Consider the following 16,440-nt stretch of genomic DNA (forward strand, 5'->3'; position numbering starts at 1 on the left):
ACCCCGGTTTTCGCCATACCGATTACAGGAGCGTCCCCTGTGGCGGGTCAACGGCGGCGGGCTGTGGTTGTTCACCGCGGCGCGTCAGTTCGGTGCGGGCGCTGAAGCGGATATCGATATCCCGGTCTTCCGCGAGGTCCCGAAGCGCATCTTCGCTGATTCGGTCCCAGGTCTTGCCGCGATCCGCGCCTGACGGCACGCGCGGCAGCAGACCCGGCTCGCTGCTCCAGGCCAGGAGTTCTTCGAGTGATGCCTCGTTGAGGAGGTCGCGCAGGTGGTGCGCCGTGACATAGGCATCAGGCATGGCGCGATGCGCCGGCAGGCCGATCTCGTGGACCAGACCTTCGGGCATGCGCAGGTAGCGCAGCATCTGGTTGGAGAACCGCGGCAGTTCGGGCCAGACCCGCAGGCTGCATTTCCAGGTGCAGATCCAGGGCAGGCCGCCCGTTAGCCGCGGTGTACAGTATCGCTGTTCGAAAGCTGCGCGGTGTGCCGCAAGCGCTTCGATCCGGTGCGGGGGACGCAGGACAGTCGGTGCGATGTCTTTCCAGAACGGCGCGTCTGCGACATGGCTGTCGAGGATATGATGGATCGCGATCGTGTCGGGCGACATCGGCCGGCCGGGATTGACCAGAAGCGCACCGCGGTCCTCGTTAATCTGCCATCTTCCGTCTGCCCCTTGGGTGACATCCTGCCAGCCGATCTCGCAGACGTCGTTCGGTCCGTTGCCGCCGGTCTCGAGGTCGATGACGCGGATGGTGGGATTGCTCATGTCGAAGTCCTTACCCGGCGCTCTTTGTGTGCTTGTCGATTATAAATCGAGACCGAGCTGCGGTTGTTCCACGTCATCCGGCCCGGCGCCGACCAACGAAGAGAGGGATACGCCCAGCAGCCTTACCGAACGCCGGAAAGGGTAGACGGTAGCCAGGAGCCCGGATGCCGCCGCCAGCACTTCCGCGACGCTTGCATAGGGGAGGGACGCCGTGCGGCTGCGTGTCGCCTGGGTGAAGTCGGAATATTTGATCTTCACGGTGACGGTCTTGCCCGAAATGCGATGCGCTTCGCAGTGGCGCCAGACCTTTTCGGCAAGTGGCTTCAGTTCGGCGGTCGCAAGGTCGAGGGCGTCGATATCCTCAACAAATGTATCCTCGGCGCCGACGGATTTGCGGATCCGGTCGGGACGCACCTGGCGCTCGTCGATGCCGCGGGCGATGCCGTAGAAATAGGGTCCGGATTTGCCGAAGCTCTCGGCGAGAAACTGCAGCGACTTCGACTTGAGGTCAGCGCCGGTCTCGATGCCGTATTTCTTCATCCGCTCGGCAGTCGCCGGCCCAACGCCGTGGAATTTCTTGACCGGAAGCGATTCCACGAAGCCCGGGCCGTTCTTTGGCGTGATCACGGCCTGGCCGTTCGGCTTGTTGAGGTCGCTTGCCATCTTGGCGAGGAACTTGTTGTAGGAGATGCCGGCCGATGCGTTGAGGCCCGTCACCTGCTTGATCTTGGCACGAATCTCCAGCGCGATCTCGGTGGCGATCTCCATGCCCTTGAGGTTCTCGGTAACGTCGAGATAGGCTTCGTCGAGCGACAGGGGTTCGATCAGCGGCGTGTATTCCGCAAAGATCTCGCGGATTTGCCGGGACACCGACTTGTAGACCTCGAAGCGCGGCGGCACGAAGATCAGATCCGGGCATTTGCGCTTGGCAGTGACGGAGGGCATGGCGGAGTGAACGCCGAAGGCGCGTGCTTCGTAGCTTGCGGCCGCCACAACGCCGCGCGCCGCGGATCCGCCGACAGCCAAAGGCTTGCCGCGCAGGTCAGGATTGTCGCGCTGCTCGACGGAGGCATAGAACGCATCCATGTCGACATGGATGATCTTGCGGGTGGATATGGAGGCCGTGACATTCATGCGAGTTTGCTGGATGAGATAGAAACAAAAAGAGAACATAGCAGTCTTGCGACAAATATCCAAGCTCTCTGCCCAGCTTCCTGTGCATGAGGGAAACAAGCGGGCTTTGAAGGCGTTTGCTTCTGGTGATCATCAACAGGAGACAGTTTCATGGCTGACGACAGCACGACAACCATTCGAGCGACTTTCGACACCCGTGCGGCCGCAGACCTTGCGGTCGAACATCTGGTGCAGCAGCACGGTATCTCGCGTCCGGATATCTTCATCCAGTCCGTCGGTGCCGACAACACGGTCGGATCCGCTCCGTCGGGTGGCGATGCGTCGCATGATGGCGGAGAGCGCACCGATGGCCCGCTGGAGGGCGAGATCGAGGTTTCCGCCGATATCACCGAGAGCAAGATGGCGGCGGTGCAGAAGAGTTTTGGCGAAGCAGGCGCGATACGCGTGACCGGCCGCTGATTTAGTGAACCGAGGGGCCGGCTCTCAGCCGGCTCCATATGGCGGTGAGCTCAGAGGTTTGCTGCAATCGAATCGGCGACGAGCAGCGCATGTTCCGCAACCTGCGGAAAGCCCATCAACTCGCCAAAATGTCCGCGTGCCAGCGGTCCGGCGATGAAAAGCTTTGGTTCGGACTTGCCATCCGCGTCTATCGCGTTGGACTGCTCGTTGCAGGAAAGACCAAGCCCCGTCGGATCGAGGTGCAGAAAGCCTTGATCGCGGAGTTGCCGCAGCCATTGCTGGCTCTGCAGCACGTTGCCGTGGGCGGGGCCGGTCGTGACCGCGACGGCATCGAACTGGTGGACTTCGACACCATTCTTCCCGCGCCGCTTGATGGTGACATCGATGATGTCTCCGTCGGTGCTGACGTCGACGATGCCTGCGGCGAGGATGTCGAGCCTGCCGGCTGCCGCTTCCGCGTCGAGCACGTCTTCCACCTGCGGCGCAATCCGGAAGCGGTGGACGTCCCAATAGGGACGCAGGTGTCGCACGATCCGGCGGCGTGCCTCGAGCGGCAGATGCTTCCAGATGCCGCCGCCTTGCGAGCGCAACTGGTCGAGAACCGCATGCCAGGTCTGACCATCTGCCTGTGCATCCCTGATCGCGGCCCGCACGCGGTGTAGGATCTCGGATGCGCTAGTGGCGGGATGGTCGAGAAAGTCGCCGAACGGTTCCTGCGCGAAGGTGGCGTGTCCGCGCGAGCGGAGGCCACGGCGCGAGAGGGCGGTAATGCTGCCGCTATGCCCGCAACGCTTCAACGAAGCGATGACATCTGCGGAGGTCAGCCCGTTGCCGACGACGAGGACCCGATCGTCGGCCCGGATCGGCGCCAATGCGTTCGGCGCTGTCGGGTCCGCGACATAGCGCGGATGCTCGGCCAGTCGTCTCAAGGAGCGTGGGGCAACGGGAGCAGGGTGGGTGGCAGCGATCACCAGGATATCGGCAACCAGCGTCTGCCCGGTGGTATCGGTGACATGCCATTGGTCGTGCCGCTTTTCGACGCCGTTCACCGCGGCGCAGATATGGCGGACGGCTCCTGATGCCAAAAGAGGTTGAAGGTTGGACAGGACATAGTTTCCGAAGATGCCCCGGCGCGGAAACACGTTGCCATCGGCGCGAAATGCCGCCTCATCGTCCGCAACGGAGCCGGTCGTTTCCATCCATCTCGAAAAATGCTCGGGATCGCCAGGAAGTATGCTCATTCGCGTTGCCGGGACGTTGATCCGGTGCACCGGGTCCCGCGTATCGTACGCGAGGCCCCTGCCGATTTCGGCACGCGGCTCGAAAATGGTGATGTCGACGGCGTCCGAGTGGCCCGTCGCGAGATGGAAAGCGACCGCTGCCCCGGTCACGCCGCCGCCGATAATGGCGATTGAAGATCGTGTTTGTTCAGGCCGTTCAGACGTCTTCGATGCTGTCACTGTCAGTCACTTCGGTTAGACGCGGTCGCTCTCTTAAATTCGCACGGCACGTCGTTGAATCAAAAATCGATAGGCGCTGCGCTTGCAAAAACGGGCTTTTTCCAATGCATCGGAAACGGAGCACGTTTATCCCTTCGCGCGGCAAAATTTAGTCCAGGGTTCTCGCAGGCAATATTGTTCACGACTCCCTCTGACGCGACATTACACATGAAAGATCGGGAAGGAATGGAGAGCGTGATGAATGGTGGCGGCTTTTCGATATTTGGGATCGATCTGTTCGGATCGACAAGGCAGTTGGCCGGTGACCGAAAAGAAGAAGCCGCGGCATTGCCACGGCTCGAGACGCAGAAGGTCGAGGAGACTGATGCCGATCGACTGACGGATACCGACCAGCAGGACATTTTTCTCTGGAGTACGTCTCTCGCATACTGAGACATGACGCGGAAGCCGGTCTCAGCCGGGCCTTCGTCATGTCTCAACCGTCCGGATGACGGGAATCGCAAGCAGTTTTCATCAGATAGAAGTTCGGGCGCCCGCAGTGGAGCGCCCGAAACCATTAATCGAGAAGTTCGGCAGGCACCTTGCCGCCGTTTTCGGACAGCTTCTTCAGCAGCGCCTTGTGCAGCCACATGTTCATCGTGGCGGAATCGCTCTGGTCGCCGGTGTAGCCGAGTTCTTCGGCCAGTTCCTTGCGCTCCGAAAGGCTCGCGTCCATGCCGAGCGCCTTCATCAGGTCGACGATCGAATGCTTCCAGTCGAGCTTCTGGCCGCTCTTCTTGACGGCTGCGTCGAGGACCGGTGCGATATCGACGGTCTGCATCGTGGCAGAGGTCGAGCCTGGAGTTGCGACTGGCGGTGCGCCTGCAGTCTTCGGCGCAGCCTGGGCTGTTCCGCCGACCGGCGGGGCTGTGGTCGCAGCAGGTTCTGGCGTTGCCATGGACGTCGGTGTCGGCTCGGCGCCTGTTGGCGAAGCCGGTGCAGCCGCGGCAGGATGGCCGAAGATGGCGTCCTTGATCTTGCTGAATATGCTCATGGATAGTTCCTCCGTTGGTTTATGCCATACATGGTACGAGATCACGTCGATGACGGATCACTTTAGTTCTGCGGGACAACGACGCGATCGCCGCGTGAGCCGCGGTCTGAACGGTCCGGTCCGCCACGACCGCTGGAACGGTCACGGCCATCGCGACCACCCCGATCATTGCGGCCGTCGCGGTCGTTGCGGATGTAGCCGGGGCGCTCCGGGCGGTCGCCGCGGTTCCAGTCACGGTGCGGGCGATCGTTGTCGCGGTCGGGCCGGCGTCCGTCGTGACGGCCGTGGTGGCGATCGCGGTCGCGGTTATGCCGGTAACGGTAGTTCGGACCGTCGTAACGGTTGAACCGGTCGTATCGATCGGAACTGCGGTACTCGGTGTAGGTGCCGCCTTCACTGACGCAGCCCGCCAGCATCAGGCAGGCAAGACCGACAGCGGTCACCGCCTTCAATGCTCTGAATTTCATGTGATTGCCCCTGTTACCATTTTATCGAGTGCTAAACAGGAGAAGGGGCCAAGAAGTTCCTCATATACCTCTTCGGGCGTGCGTGGCGCTGCAACAGTTTTTGATGTCGTAATCTGAGGTGACCTGTCGCGTCTGTCCCTCTAGTATCGCGGCTTCACTCGGTTGGGGCATGCAATGGCAGAATTTCCGCAAAAGGCTAAGGTCGTCATCATCGGGCTCGGTGGCATCGTCGGTGCGTCCATCGCCCACCACCTCGTCGAGCGCGGCTGGGACGATATCGTCGGCATCGACAAGTCTGGGGTCCCGACCGATATCGGGTCGACCGCGCATGCCTCGGACTTCTGCTACACGACCAGCCATGACTACCTGTCGGTCTGGACCACCCAGTATTCGGTGGATTTCTACGAGAAGATGGGGCACTACGCCCGCATCGGCGGTCTCGAAGTCGCGCGCACCGGCGACGATGCCTGGATGGAAGAGATCAAGCGCAAGCTGACCTCTGCCAAGGCCTTCGGCACCCGGGCGCATTACGTCTCGCCGTCCGAGATCAAGGCGATGTTCCCGCTGATCGAAGAGGATCAGGTGCAGGGCGGTCTGTTCGATCCGGATGCAGGCCTTGTCATTCCGCGCTCGCAGACTGTCGCCGGCAAGCTGGTGGACGCCGCCGAAAAAGCCGGAAAGCTCAAGGTATTCGGCAATACGGCGGCGCAGTCTCTGATTATCGAGGGCGGCCGCATCAAGGGCGTCGTCACCCACCGCGGCACGATCATGGCCGACCATGTCGTCGTCTGCGCCGGCATCTGGGGCCGGCTGATTGCCGAGATGGCGGGCGAGGATCTGCCGGTCATGCCGGTCGATCATCCGCTGACCTTCTTCGGGCCCTATAACGAGTTCGAAGGCACCGGCAAGGAAATCGGCTATCCGCTTTTGCGCGACCAGGGCAATTCGGCCTATATGCGCGACACCGGCGATCCGAAAACGACCGAGGGCGGGCAGATCGAGTGGGGTTACTACGAGACCACCCATCCGCGCCTCTGTCATCCCCGCGACATTCTTGAAAAGCACGAAGCGCGCCTGTCGCCGTCGCAGCGCGATCTCGACATGGAACAGATCATCGAGCCGCTGGAAAAGGCGATCGAGCTGACGCCGATCCTCGGCGAACTCGGCTATAACGAAGGGCATTCGTTCAACGGCCTCTTGCAGGTGTCGGCCGGCGGCGGTGCCTCCTGCGGCGAAAGCCAGAAGGTGCGCGGGCTCTGGTACTGCGTTGCCATCTGGGTCAAGGACGGCCCGGCCTATGGCAAGCTGATCGCCGACTGGATGACCGACGGTCGCACCGAGATCGACCACAACTCGATCGATTACGCGCGCTTCTATCCGCATCAGCTGACGGAAGAGTTCATCGAGGGCCGCACCTTCGAGGCTGCCCAGAAGATCTATTTCCCGGCCGTCCACCCGCGCGAACCCTATGCGACCGGTCGCGGCGCCAAGCGCTCGCCGTTCCACGACCGCGAAAAGGAACTCGGCGGCTACTTCATGGAGCTGGGGGGGTGGGAGCGTGCCCACGGTTACGCCGCCAACGAGCATCTTCTGGAGAAATACGGCGACCGGGTGCCGAAGCGCGAAAACGAGTGGGACAGCCGCCACTTCTGGCGCGTGTCGAACGCCGAGCATCTGGCGATGAGCGAGGATTGCGGCATCGTCAACCTCTCGCATTTCCACATGGTTGATATAGAGGGGCCCGATCATGTCGAGCTGCTCGAATGGCTGTGTGCGGCCAAGATCGGCGGCGACGGCAATATCGGTAAGGGCATCTACACCCACTTCCTCGACGACGAGGGCATGGTGCGGGCCGATTTCACCGTCTTCCGCCTGGCTGATCGCGGCCGTCTCGTCAACGGCGCCGATGCCGGGCCGCGGGACCTGCTCTACATGAAGCGTGTCGCGCAGGATCGTGGCCTCAACGTCACCATTACCGATGTCTCGGAACAGTTCATCACCATCGGCATCTGGGGCCCGAACGCTCGCGAAAACCTCAAGAAGGTCGTGGCCGACCCTGAAGGTCTCGATGTCGAGAACTTCGCCTTCGCCGCGATCAAGCCGATCGAGATCGCCGGCAAGCATGTCACGGCGTTCCGCATCTCCTATGTGGGCGAGCAGGGCTGGGAACTGCACATGAAATACGAGGACGGCGTTGCCGTCTGGGATGCGCTGCGTGCCACCGGCGTGATGGCCTTCGGCGTCGAGACCTATGCCAACTCACGCCGCATGGAAAAGAGCCTGCGCCTGCAGAACGGCGATCTCCTGACCCAGTACAACCTGATCGAAGCGGATCTTGCCCGTCCAAAGGTCAAGGAAGCCGATTTTTGCGGCAAGGCGAAGCATCTCGAATACAAGGCCCGCGACCATCAGCCGGCGATGCTCTGCACGCTCGTGATGACCGACAATGTCGATGCGTCCGGTGTCGCCCGCTATCCGGTCGGCTCGCTGCCGGTCATGGATCCGGACACGGGCGAGGTTCTGATCGATGAACTCGGACGGCGTTCCTATACGACGTCGATCGCCTACGGCCCGACGATCGGCAAGAATATCGCGCTCGCCTATCTGCCCTGGTCGCATTGCCAGGTCGGCCGGAAACTGACGGTGGATTATTTCAACGAGGCCTTCCCGGTGGAAGTCGCAGCGGTCGGTTACAAGCCGCTCTACGACCCTGAAAATCTCAAGCCGAGAAGCTGATCGGCTTCGGGTCTGACAAACAAAAAACGCTCCGCGGATGTCCACGGAGCGTTTTTTTATTGGCTGAGACTGATCTTAGTACTGCGCAGTCGGGGACGAAGAGCCCTGCTGGTTGCCGTTGAGGCCGGTTGCGACGACCGACACGCGGAACTTGCCGTCGAGGTTCTTGTCGAAGATCGCGCCGACGACGATGTCGGCCTCGGCTTCGACTTCGTCACGGATGCGGCTCGCAGCTTCATCGACTTCGAACAGTGTCATGTCGGTACCGCCTGAGATCGAGATGAGCACGCCCTTGGCGCCCTTCATCGAGATGTCGTCGAGCAGCGGATTGGCGATGGCGGCTTCGGCGGCGATCAGCGCGCGGCCATCGCCGGAAGCTTCGCCGGTTCCCATCATCGCACGACCCATGCCCTTCATCACCGATTTCACGTCGGCGAAGTCGAGGTTGATCAGGCCTTCCTTGACGATCAGGTCGGTGATGCAGCTGACGCCCGAAAACAGCACGCGGTCCGCGATCATGAAGGCGTCGGCGAAGCTGGTCTTGGCGTCGGCAATGCGAAACAGGTTCTGGTTCGGAATGACGATGACCGTATCGGCGGCTTCACGCAGGGCTTCGATACCCTCGTTGGCCGTCTTCATGCGGCGGTGCCCTTCAAACGAGAAGGGTTTTGTGACGACCGCAACCGTCAGGATGCCGGCAGAGCGTGCTGCGCGTGCAATCGCGGGGGCCGCACCCGTTCCGGTGCCGCCGCCCATGCCGGCGGTGACGAAACACATGTGCGAGCCGGCGAGATGATCCATGATCTCGTCGATCGATTCTTCGGCCGCCGCGCGGCCGATATCCGGCAGCGAGCCAGCACCGAGACCTTCGGTCACCTGCGCACCCAGCTGGATTCGGCGCGACGCCTTGGATGTTGCCAGAACCTGGGCATCCGTATTGGCGGCGATGAATTCCACGCCGTGGAGATTTTCCGTGATCATGTTGTTGATCGCGTTACCGCCACCGCCTCCGACACCGATCACGGTTATCTGCGGTTTCAATTCGGTCAAGCCGCTCTTAATATCCGTCATCTTCGTCTCCTTCAGCTCCTTCCGGTCGTCCCATACCAGAAGGACGGCGAATCGCCCCGCAGGCTATCTGTCCGCAAGGTCATAGACCAGAGCGCTGTCAGGCCAAAGAGGCAGGAGTAGGGTGAGGGCGATGTCATCGCAATTTAATGTACAGCATCCCTGAATTGAGCGCCTCACGAAGGTCGCGACCAATCCAAAATAGACCGTTGCGTAAATTGGTATGTTATACTATTACACTCGGCAACGGCAGAGATCGCACCGGGATCGCTCTGGACAAGCACCGGCGTGTTCCCTATCAGTTGGGGCGCTACGGTTCTGCAATCGCAGATGAAAAGGGAATGCGGTGAGGCTTTCGGGCCAAGTCCGCGACTGCCCTCGCAACTGTAAGCGGCGAGCCAGCCATCGATACCACTGATCATCCGATCGGGAAGGCGATGGAAGGCGTTCGAGCCGCAAGTCAGGAGACCTGCCGTGGCATGGACAACCAACACCGGACGAGGGGTTCCGGCAGGGAGATGATTATGACGCAAGCAATGCGCTCGTGCGCCATTTTGACGTCGAGCCGCGATGCGGCTTCAGGTCGTCCTGCCCTTTTTTCCGATCATTAAAGGACAGGACATGAAATCAGGGCTTATCGCCGCCTTAGTTGCGGCACTTCCCACATTCGCCTTTGCCGCACCGACCAGCTACCCGCTGACGATCGAGAATTGCGGTCGCTCCGTCACGTTCGAGAACGCGCCCCAGAAGATCGTTTCGATCGGTCAGGGCATGACCGAAGTGCTTTATTCGCTCGGGTTGGCCGACAAGGTGGCGGGCACTGCCGTCTGGGTCGGGCCGGTGCTTTCGCCCTATGCAGAGGTGGATGCGAAGATCAAACGGCTTGCCGACAACGACCCGAGCTTTGAATCGGTCGTCGGTCTCGAACCGGATCTGGTTGCTGCCGAGTTCGAGTGGCATGTCGGGCCGATGGGGTCCGTCGGCAAGCGCGAGCAGTTTTCCGATCTCGGCATCAACACCTATGTCTCGCCCGCCGATTGCGTCGCCAAGACCAATGTCGATGGCGGGGACGGCGTTCGCAACGAACTGTTCAAGATGGACCTGATCTACCGCGAGATTACCGAGCTCTCGAAGATCTTCGACGTCGAGGACAAGGGCACGGCCCTGATCGCAGACCTGAAACAGCGCGAAGCAGCAGCCGTCGCATCGATCAAGGGCGTTGAGCTAAAGAACCTGCCGATCGTCTTCTGGTATTCCAGCAAAGAGACCAAGGGCGACGCCTTTATCGCGGGCAAGAACAGCGCACCGGCTTATATCCTTGAGACGATCGGCGCCCGCAATGTGGTGACGACGGAAGAAGAATGGCCGCTGGTCGGCTGGGAAACGATTGCTGAGGCCAACCCCTCCGTCATCGTCGTAGCCACCATGGACCGTCGCCGCTATGCCGCGGATGATCCTGCCGTGAAGATCAAGTTCCTCGAGACTGATCCCGTCGTCAGCCAGCTGGATGCGGTGAGAAAGAAGCGTTTCGTGATGATGGACGCCCAGTCGATGAACCCGACGATCCGCACGATCGAGGGCATCGAGACGCTCGCCCGGGGCATCCAGTCCTTCGGCCTTGCGAATTAGGGTGCGGCGGGAGATGATATCTTTCCCTGTTTCCGCCATCGTCGATGAGGCGAATTTGCCCGACCTGCCCAGGCGCCCCAAGTGACGCGATCCCGTATCGGACGTTGGGCGCTAGGTGCCGCAGGCGTGTTCCTGGTGCTCTTAGCGCTCCTCGTCGCCATCGTTGCCGGGGTGGCGATCGGTGAGATGACCATTCCCATGGAGACGACGATTGCGGCGGTGACGAACCGGCTCGGCTTTACGGCCGTGGCCTTGCCGCGCATCCAGGAAGCGGTGATCTGGGATTATCGCCTGTCGCGGTCGCTGGTCGCGGCATTCTGCGGCGCCGGACTGGCGCTATCGGGGGCGATTCTGCAGTCTCTGCTGCGGAACTCGCTGGCCGAACCCTATGTTCTCGGCATTTCGGCTGGAGCCTCGACCGGTGCGGTCAGCGTCATGCTGCTCGGGTTCGGGGCGGGCGCGATCTCGCTTTCGGCCGGTGCCTTTGCCGGCGCGCTGATAGCCTTTGTCTTCGTGGTGATGTTGTCGAGCGGACGGCAGACGGCGGACCGGACGATTCTTGCGGGCGTTGCCGCCTCGCAATTGTTCAACGCGCTCACCTCCTACATCGTCTCGACGTCTGCCAATGCCGAACAGGCGCGCAGCGTGATGTTCTGGCTACTCGGCAGCCTTGCCGGCGTCCGCTGGCCGGAGGTGACGCTCGCCGCATCGGTCGTGACGGTCGGGCTCATCGTCTGCATCTGGCATGCGCGGGCGCTCGATGCGTTTACATTCGGTGAGGATGCGGCGCGTTCGCTCGGCATCGCGGTGCGGCGGGTCCGCGTGGTTCTGCTGCTTGTCACGGCGCTGATGACGGCGACGATCGTCAGCATGGTGGGCGCGATCGGCTTTGTCGGGCTGGTCATTCCGCATGCGGCACGGTTCATCGTCGGCCCCGGCCATATCCGGCTTCTGCCTGCCTGTGCGCTGATCGGTGCGTTGTTCATGGTGCTCGCCGATATCGTCTCGCGCATCGTCATCGCACCGCAGATCCTGCCGATCGGGGTGGTGACGGCGCTGGTCGGTGTTCCCTTCTTTTGCGTCATTCTCTATCGGGCACGGAGGGTCGCATGACATCCGATCCCGTATCCGCCCCGGTCCTGGCCGCAACTGCCGTGAGCTGGCTTGCCGGACGCAAGGTCATCCTCGATGGCGTCACGGTTTCGGTCGATGAGGGCCGGACGCTCGGGCTGATCGGGCCTAATGGTTCCGGCAAGTCGTCACTGATCCGACTGCTGGCGGGTCTGAGGGCGCCCGCCGCCGGCAAGGTCACGCTGGATGGCAAGCCGATGAGCGGTTTCGCGCGGCGCGAGCTCGCCCGCCGGGTTTCGGTGGTCGAACAGCATTCCGCAACCGAGGCGAATGTCACGGTCATCGATGTCGTCCGGCTTGGACGCACGCCATACCGGTCGGCTCTGTCGCCGTGGACGCAAGAGGACGACCGGATCGTGACCGAGGCGCTGGTCCGCGTCGGACTGGATGATCGCCGCGAGCAGTTCTGGCATACGCTGTCGGGGGGAGAGCGTCAGCGCGTGCAGCTGGCCCGGGCGCTGGCGCAGTCGCCGTCGGTGCTGATCCTCGACGAACCCACCAACCATCTCGATATCCAGCACCAGATCGACATCCTGCGGCTTGTCTCGGAGCTGCCGCTGACGACGGTCGTCGCGATCCATGATCTCAACCTCGCCGCCCGGTTCTGCGATGTGATCGCCGTGCTTTCCGAAGGACGCCTTGTCGCCTGTGGTTCGCCCACCGATATTCTGACCGAGCAGATGATCGCGGACGTGTTCGGCGTTGCCGCCCATGTCTCGACATCGCCGCATCACGGCCGGCTGCATATCCAGTTCCTGATGTGAACCAGTCTAGGCGGCGGCGATCTGCAGCAGGTTGCGCAACAGCATCGCACGGGTGAGCGCTCCGACCGAACCCTGCGGCGGCGTTACCCAGCCTGCGACATCAGCGACATCGGCGGCCACATCCGAGATCATCGAGCCGTCAGTGCCGTAGCTGATGCCGACGCCGACGACGGCGGCACCGGGCTTGACCATGTCTGCGGTGACGAAACCGGGCTGGCCAAGCGCGGCGATGACGATATCGGCGCGCCTGACGTCCTCGGCGATATCCCGCGATCCGCTATGCAGCAGGGTCACCGTCGCATCGGTTCCCCGAGCTGAAAGCAGCATGGCAAGCGGGCGCCCGACGAGCTGGCCGCGGCCGATGATGGCCACCCGGCGGCCGGCAAGCGGAACGGCATTGCCCTGCAAAAGCGCGAGGATGGCGGCTGGCGTGCAGGGCAGGAGGCCCGGCTTTCCCGCCAGAAGGAGGCCGAGGTTTTGCGGATGCAGGCCGTCGATATCCTTGGCCGGCGACACGGCGGTCATCACCTTCGTCTCGTCGATGTCAGGCGGCAGCGGCAGTTGCACCATCTGCCCGTAAATGGCGGGGTCGGCATTGACGGCGGCAATCCGTTCGAGCAGGGCTTCGGTGGTCGTATCCGAGGGAAGGCGCAGGTCGATCGCTTCGATACCGACTTCGGCGCAGTCTGCGTGCTTGCGACCGATATAGGTGGCGCTGGCCGGATCGTCTCCCACCAGCACCGTCACCATCTTCGGCGCAATGCCGCGCGCGCGAAGACCGGCAACCTCGGCTGTCATCTCGCGCCGAAGCCGGGCGGCAAGGGCTTCGCCATCCAGCAGTGTTGCGGTCATTCTCGGCAGGGTCACGCTCATTTCAGACCGATCGAGGGATCGATGAAGCGGTTGGTGACGACCTGATCCGGCTTCACATCCGGATCGGCGCGCTCGTCGAAACGGGGCTTCACCAGTTTCAGCATCTCGGCGACACGGTCCATGTCGAAATCGCCGATCGTCGCGTTGGGGCCGTTGCCGATAATGCCGGTGTCGACCATCGTCTTTGCGGCATAGGCCATCAGTTCCGGCGCGGTCTTCCACCAGCTTGCCGCGTGCCCGGCAGTGTTGAAGTCGACGATCACCTTGTTCGCCTCGGCCGGATCCTTGGCATAGTCGGCGGTCGCCTGCTGCAGAAGCGGAACGAGCTTTGCCAGGCACGGCGCCAGCTCTTCCATCCTCGCTGTCGCGACGGACAGCATGCCGGTGTAGTTGCGATAGCCGAGGTCGTTGATGTTGAGGTAGCCGATCGGCTTGCCCCAGTTGTTGCCGTGCTCGAACTTGTAGACTTCGCTGGTGACAAAGCCCTGGTTCAGCCATGTGCCGTTGTTGGTGACGAAATTCTCGCCGTCACCGCGATAGCCCTCGACGAACACGTCTGCGGGAATGCCCTGCTCGACGAGATAGAGACCGAAGGTGCGCTTAGTGGTCGAGACGTAGATCTTGCCCTTGCCGCTTTCCGAGAAGGTCTTGAGATCGGCGATCGACTTGAAGCCGTCAGGATAGGTAGCCTTGTCCCACAGGAGAACCGTCGGGGCGATATCGAGCGGTGCCATGACGCCGACCACGGGGAAGCGCTTGGAGAAGATAAAGGCGTTGTCCAGTTCCTGATAGCCGAGATGCGGTGTGACGCCGGCCTTGGAATTGCCCATGTAGAGCGCCGAATAGGCGGTCTCGCCATCGCCCATGCCAAGCCCGCCGCCACCTTCGAGGATGGTGAGGTCAATGCCGCTCGACCCCAACGGGCCGGTATATTGGCCTGACGTCATCTCCCCACCCGAGCCGATCAGCTGATAGAGAGGACCTTGCTCGGCCTGCGCCAGCCAGTCCTTCTGGATGATGAACGGGCTGGGGCAGACATCGGCGAGCGGCGTCGTATAGCGGCTCTTGGCGAACTCGCCGGCAGTCGCACCGTTTGCTGTAGACAAAGCCGTTGCGAACATGGCGATCGCCATGGCGGTGGTCAGCTTGGCAGTCAGTTTTTTTGTCATGTTCGTTCCCCTGATTGCTTTTTTCTAGGTCAGTTCAGCGGCGGTGTCAGCGTTGCCTGTCGCTCAATTCGTGCCAATGCGCAAACAGCCGGTTCCCGAGCCAGTTGAAGGACAAGTAGACGGTGATCGACAGGGCAGAGGCGACGATCAGTGCGGCATACATCTGCTCGTATTTGAAATCGATCTTGGCATTCATCAGCAGCTGGCCGAGGCCTCCCTTGCCGGACAGGAAAAACAGTTCCGAGACGATCGCGGCGATGACGGCGAGACTGCCGGAAATCCGCAGGCCTGCAAACAGCGTCGGCGCTGCAGACGGCAGCGCGGCCTTGCGCAGCATCACCCACCAGGAGGCATTCTGCAGCTTGAAAAGTTCGAGAATGTTGCGGTCGACGCTTTTGAGGCCGAGCAGCAGCGTCGTTGGAATGGCGAAGAAGGTGAAGAGCGCGACGATCAGCACCTTGGGCAGAAAGCCGAAGCCGAGGGCGCTCTGGATCAGCGGAATGATCGCCATGATCGGGATCGACTGCAGCGCCACGAGATAGGGGAAGACGGCTTTTTCCAGCGCATAGACGCGGAACATGACGATGCCGAGCATGATGCCGACGGGAATCGACACCGCAAGTCCCGTGATGGCGATGGAGATCGTGGTCAGCGCCCGCATCAGCAGCTCAGAGCGGAAGGCTGCAATGCCGAATGCCTGGCTCCACAGGCCCTCCGCACTCGGCATCAGGAACTGGCGATGCGCTGGAAGGTCGGCCCGGATCAGGGCGTAGGCTGCGACGATCAGGATGCCGAGGATGAGAGGCGGTGCGAAGCTTAAGACGAGGCGGCGGCCGACGCTTGGTGCCGGTGCAAGCGGGACGGGGCTGTAGCGCTCGACCTGCGCCTTCAGCGGCGTCGATTTGTAAGCGGCGACAATAGGATCCGACATGGCGCTCAGGCCTCTATGGCATGGCGAAGGGCACGCGATACCGCTCCGCACAGTTTCGAGAATTCCGGCTCGTAACGCAGGTCCGGCTGGCGCGGGAAGGGAAAGCCGATGTCGAGCGTATCGATGATGCGGCCGGGCCGGCGCGACATCACCACGACCTTGCTCGACATGTAGACGGCCTCGGGAATGGAGTGGGTGACGAAGATGCCGGTGAAACCTTCGCGGCAATGAAGGTCGATCACCTCGTCGTTCAGCCGTTCGCGGGTGATCTCGTCGAGCGCGCCGAACGGTTCGTCGAACATGAAGACATTGGGATTGAGCGCCAAGGACCGCGCCAGCGAGGCGCGCATCCGCATGCCGCCGGAAAGCCTTCGCGGAAAATGGGCCTCGAAGCCGGAAAGGCCGACGAGCTCGATCTTTTCCTTGGCGATTTCGCGGCGCTTCGCGGCCGGGTAACCGCGCAGCTCCATCAGCAGTTCGACATTCCCCTGCACTCGCCGCCATGGCAGCAGGGTCGCATCCTGGAACGTATAGCCGAGCTGCTGCCGATCGACCCAGACATCGCCGGAACTGTGGCTCGACAGGCCGCTCGCGATCCGCAGCAGCGTCGATTTTCCGCAGCCGGACGGGCCGACGATCGACACGAACTCGCCATGTCCGATGGCAAGGTCGACATCGGAGAGCGCTTCCGTTCCATCCGGGAACGTCATCGAGACCTTTTCGAACACCACGGCATTGCCGCCGGGCAGGGGCGGGTGGGGACGTGCACCAATATCGGCGGCGTTGACTGTCGGCGATCCCGTCATGACAAATC

At 62.1% G+C, this 16,440-nt stretch carries 16 protein-coding genes and 1 riboswitch; of the genes, 6 read left to right on the top strand and 10 right to left on the bottom strand.

From position 1 onward, the window contains the following. Positions 1–22: 22 nt before the first annotated feature. Positions 23–772 (bottom strand): DNA polymerase III subunit epsilon, encoded by a 750-nt coding sequence (locus tag ACQY1J_RS08485; protein WP_430251176.1) that lies wholly within the window; start codon positions 770–772, stop codon positions 23–25. 39 nt (positions 773–811) lie between these two features. Further along, complete coding sequence (gene dinB, locus ACQY1J_RS08490) at positions 812–1,906, bottom strand: DNA polymerase IV (protein ID WP_113109842.1); 1,095 nt, start codon at positions 1,904–1,906, stop codon at positions 812–814. Positions 1,907–2,056: 150 nt separating this feature from the next. On the opposite strand from dinB, the gene ACQY1J_RS08495 reads away from it, so the two are divergent. Then, on the top strand, positions 2,057–2,365 hold the full coding sequence (locus tag ACQY1J_RS08495) for a hypothetical protein (RefSeq protein ID WP_062455075.1): 309 nt from the start codon (positions 2,057–2,059) through the stop codon (positions 2,363–2,365). A gap of 50 nt (positions 2,366–2,415) precedes the next feature. Here the strand turns inward: ACQY1J_RS08495 and ACQY1J_RS08500 are convergent, their stop codons facing one another. Next, positions 2,416–3,825 (bottom strand): FAD/NAD(P)-binding protein, encoded by a 1,410-nt coding sequence (locus ACQY1J_RS08500; protein WP_430251177.1) that lies wholly within the window; start codon positions 3,823–3,825, stop codon positions 2,416–2,418. Between the two features lie 54 nt (positions 3,826–3,879). On the opposite strand from ACQY1J_RS08500, the gene ACQY1J_RS08505 reads away from it, so the two are divergent. After that, the gene (locus ACQY1J_RS08505) at positions 3,880–4,257 is read left to right on the top strand and encodes a hypothetical protein (RefSeq protein WP_430251178.1); all 378 of its coding nucleotides are present in this window, start codon (positions 3,880–3,882) and stop codon (positions 4,255–4,257) included. 124 nt (positions 4,258–4,381) lie between these two features. Here ACQY1J_RS08505 and ACQY1J_RS08510 read toward each other — a convergent pair whose 3' ends face one another. Further along, entirely contained in the window at positions 4,382–4,858 is a 477-nt protein-coding gene (locus ACQY1J_RS08510; RefSeq protein WP_113109845.1) for a DUF3597 domain-containing protein, read from the bottom strand. A 62-nt stretch (positions 4,859–4,920) separates the two neighbouring features. Continuing rightward, positions 4,921–5,325, bottom strand: coding sequence for a hypothetical protein (locus ACQY1J_RS08515; protein ID WP_139283781.1), 405 nt, complete (start codon positions 5,323–5,325; stop codon positions 4,921–4,923). Positions 5,326–5,499: 174 nt separating this feature from the next. Between ACQY1J_RS08515 and ACQY1J_RS08520 the strand changes: the two genes are divergently transcribed. Beyond that, entirely contained in the window at positions 5,500–8,061 is a 2,562-nt protein-coding gene (locus ACQY1J_RS08520) for a GcvT family protein (protein ID WP_430251179.1), read from the top strand. A 75-nt stretch (positions 8,062–8,136) separates the two neighbouring features. On the opposite strand, the gene ftsZ is transcribed toward ACQY1J_RS08520, so the two are convergent. Next, on the bottom strand, positions 8,137–9,132 hold the full coding sequence (ftsZ, locus tag ACQY1J_RS08525; protein ID WP_062455086.1) for a cell division protein FtsZ: 996 nt from the start codon (positions 9,130–9,132) through the stop codon (positions 8,137–8,139). A gap of 293 nt (positions 9,133–9,425) precedes the next feature. Next, positions 9,426–9,620, top strand: a riboswitch (cobalamin riboswitch). Between the two features lie 130 nt (positions 9,621–9,750). Between ftsZ and ACQY1J_RS08530 the strand changes: the two genes are divergently transcribed. The 3 genes from ACQY1J_RS08530 to ACQY1J_RS08540 all read left to right on the top strand — a co-directional run bounded on the left by ACQY1J_RS08530 (position 9,751) and on the right by ACQY1J_RS08540 (position 12,653). Next, positions 9,751–10,758, top strand: coding sequence for an ABC transporter substrate-binding protein (locus ACQY1J_RS08530; protein WP_184653847.1), 1,008 nt, complete (start codon positions 9,751–9,753; stop codon positions 10,756–10,758). Between the two features lie 81 nt (positions 10,759–10,839). Beyond that, positions 10,840–11,871 (top strand): FecCD family ABC transporter permease, encoded by a 1,032-nt coding sequence (locus tag ACQY1J_RS08535; RefSeq protein WP_430251180.1) that lies wholly within the window; start codon positions 10,840–10,842, stop codon positions 11,869–11,871. Beyond that, complete coding sequence (locus ACQY1J_RS08540; protein WP_430251181.1) at positions 11,868–12,653, top strand: ABC transporter ATP-binding protein; 786 nt, start codon at positions 11,868–11,870, stop codon at positions 12,651–12,653. The genes ACQY1J_RS08535 and ACQY1J_RS08540 overlap by 4 nt, the downstream gene beginning before the upstream one ends. A 6-nt stretch (positions 12,654–12,659) precedes the next feature. On the opposite strand, the gene ACQY1J_RS08545 is transcribed toward ACQY1J_RS08540, so the two are convergent. Genes ACQY1J_RS08545 through ACQY1J_RS08560 form a run of 4 tightly spaced genes read right to left on the bottom strand, consistent with a single transcriptional unit; the run spans position 12,660 to position 16,432 of the window. Beyond that, complete coding sequence (locus ACQY1J_RS08545) at positions 12,660–13,526, bottom strand: bifunctional 5,10-methylenetetrahydrofolate dehydrogenase/5,10-methenyltetrahydrofolate cyclohydrolase (protein WP_430251182.1); 867 nt, start codon at positions 13,524–13,526, stop codon at positions 12,660–12,662. Continuing rightward, positions 13,523–14,695 carry a hypothetical protein gene (locus ACQY1J_RS08550; protein WP_430251183.1) on the bottom strand — a complete coding sequence of 391 codons (1,173 nt, stop codon included), beginning with the start codon at positions 14,693–14,695 and terminating at the stop codon, positions 13,523–13,525. The genes ACQY1J_RS08545 and ACQY1J_RS08550 overlap by 4 nt, the downstream gene beginning before the upstream one ends. Positions 14,696–14,741: 46 nt before the next feature. Next, complete coding sequence (locus ACQY1J_RS08555) at positions 14,742–15,626, bottom strand: ABC transporter permease (protein ID WP_430251184.1); 885 nt, start codon at positions 15,624–15,626, stop codon at positions 14,742–14,744. Positions 15,627–15,631: 5 nt separating this feature from the next. Continuing rightward, on the bottom strand, positions 15,632–16,432 hold the full coding sequence (locus ACQY1J_RS08560) for an ABC transporter ATP-binding protein (protein ID WP_200933890.1): 801 nt from the start codon (positions 16,430–16,432) through the stop codon (positions 15,632–15,634). Positions 16,433–16,440: the final 8 nt, after the last annotated feature.

This window comes from Neorhizobium sp. DAR64860/K0K1 (genome assembly GCF_050500205.1).
Classification (GTDB): domain Bacteria; phylum Pseudomonadota; class Alphaproteobacteria; order Rhizobiales; family Rhizobiaceae; genus Neorhizobium; species Neorhizobium soli.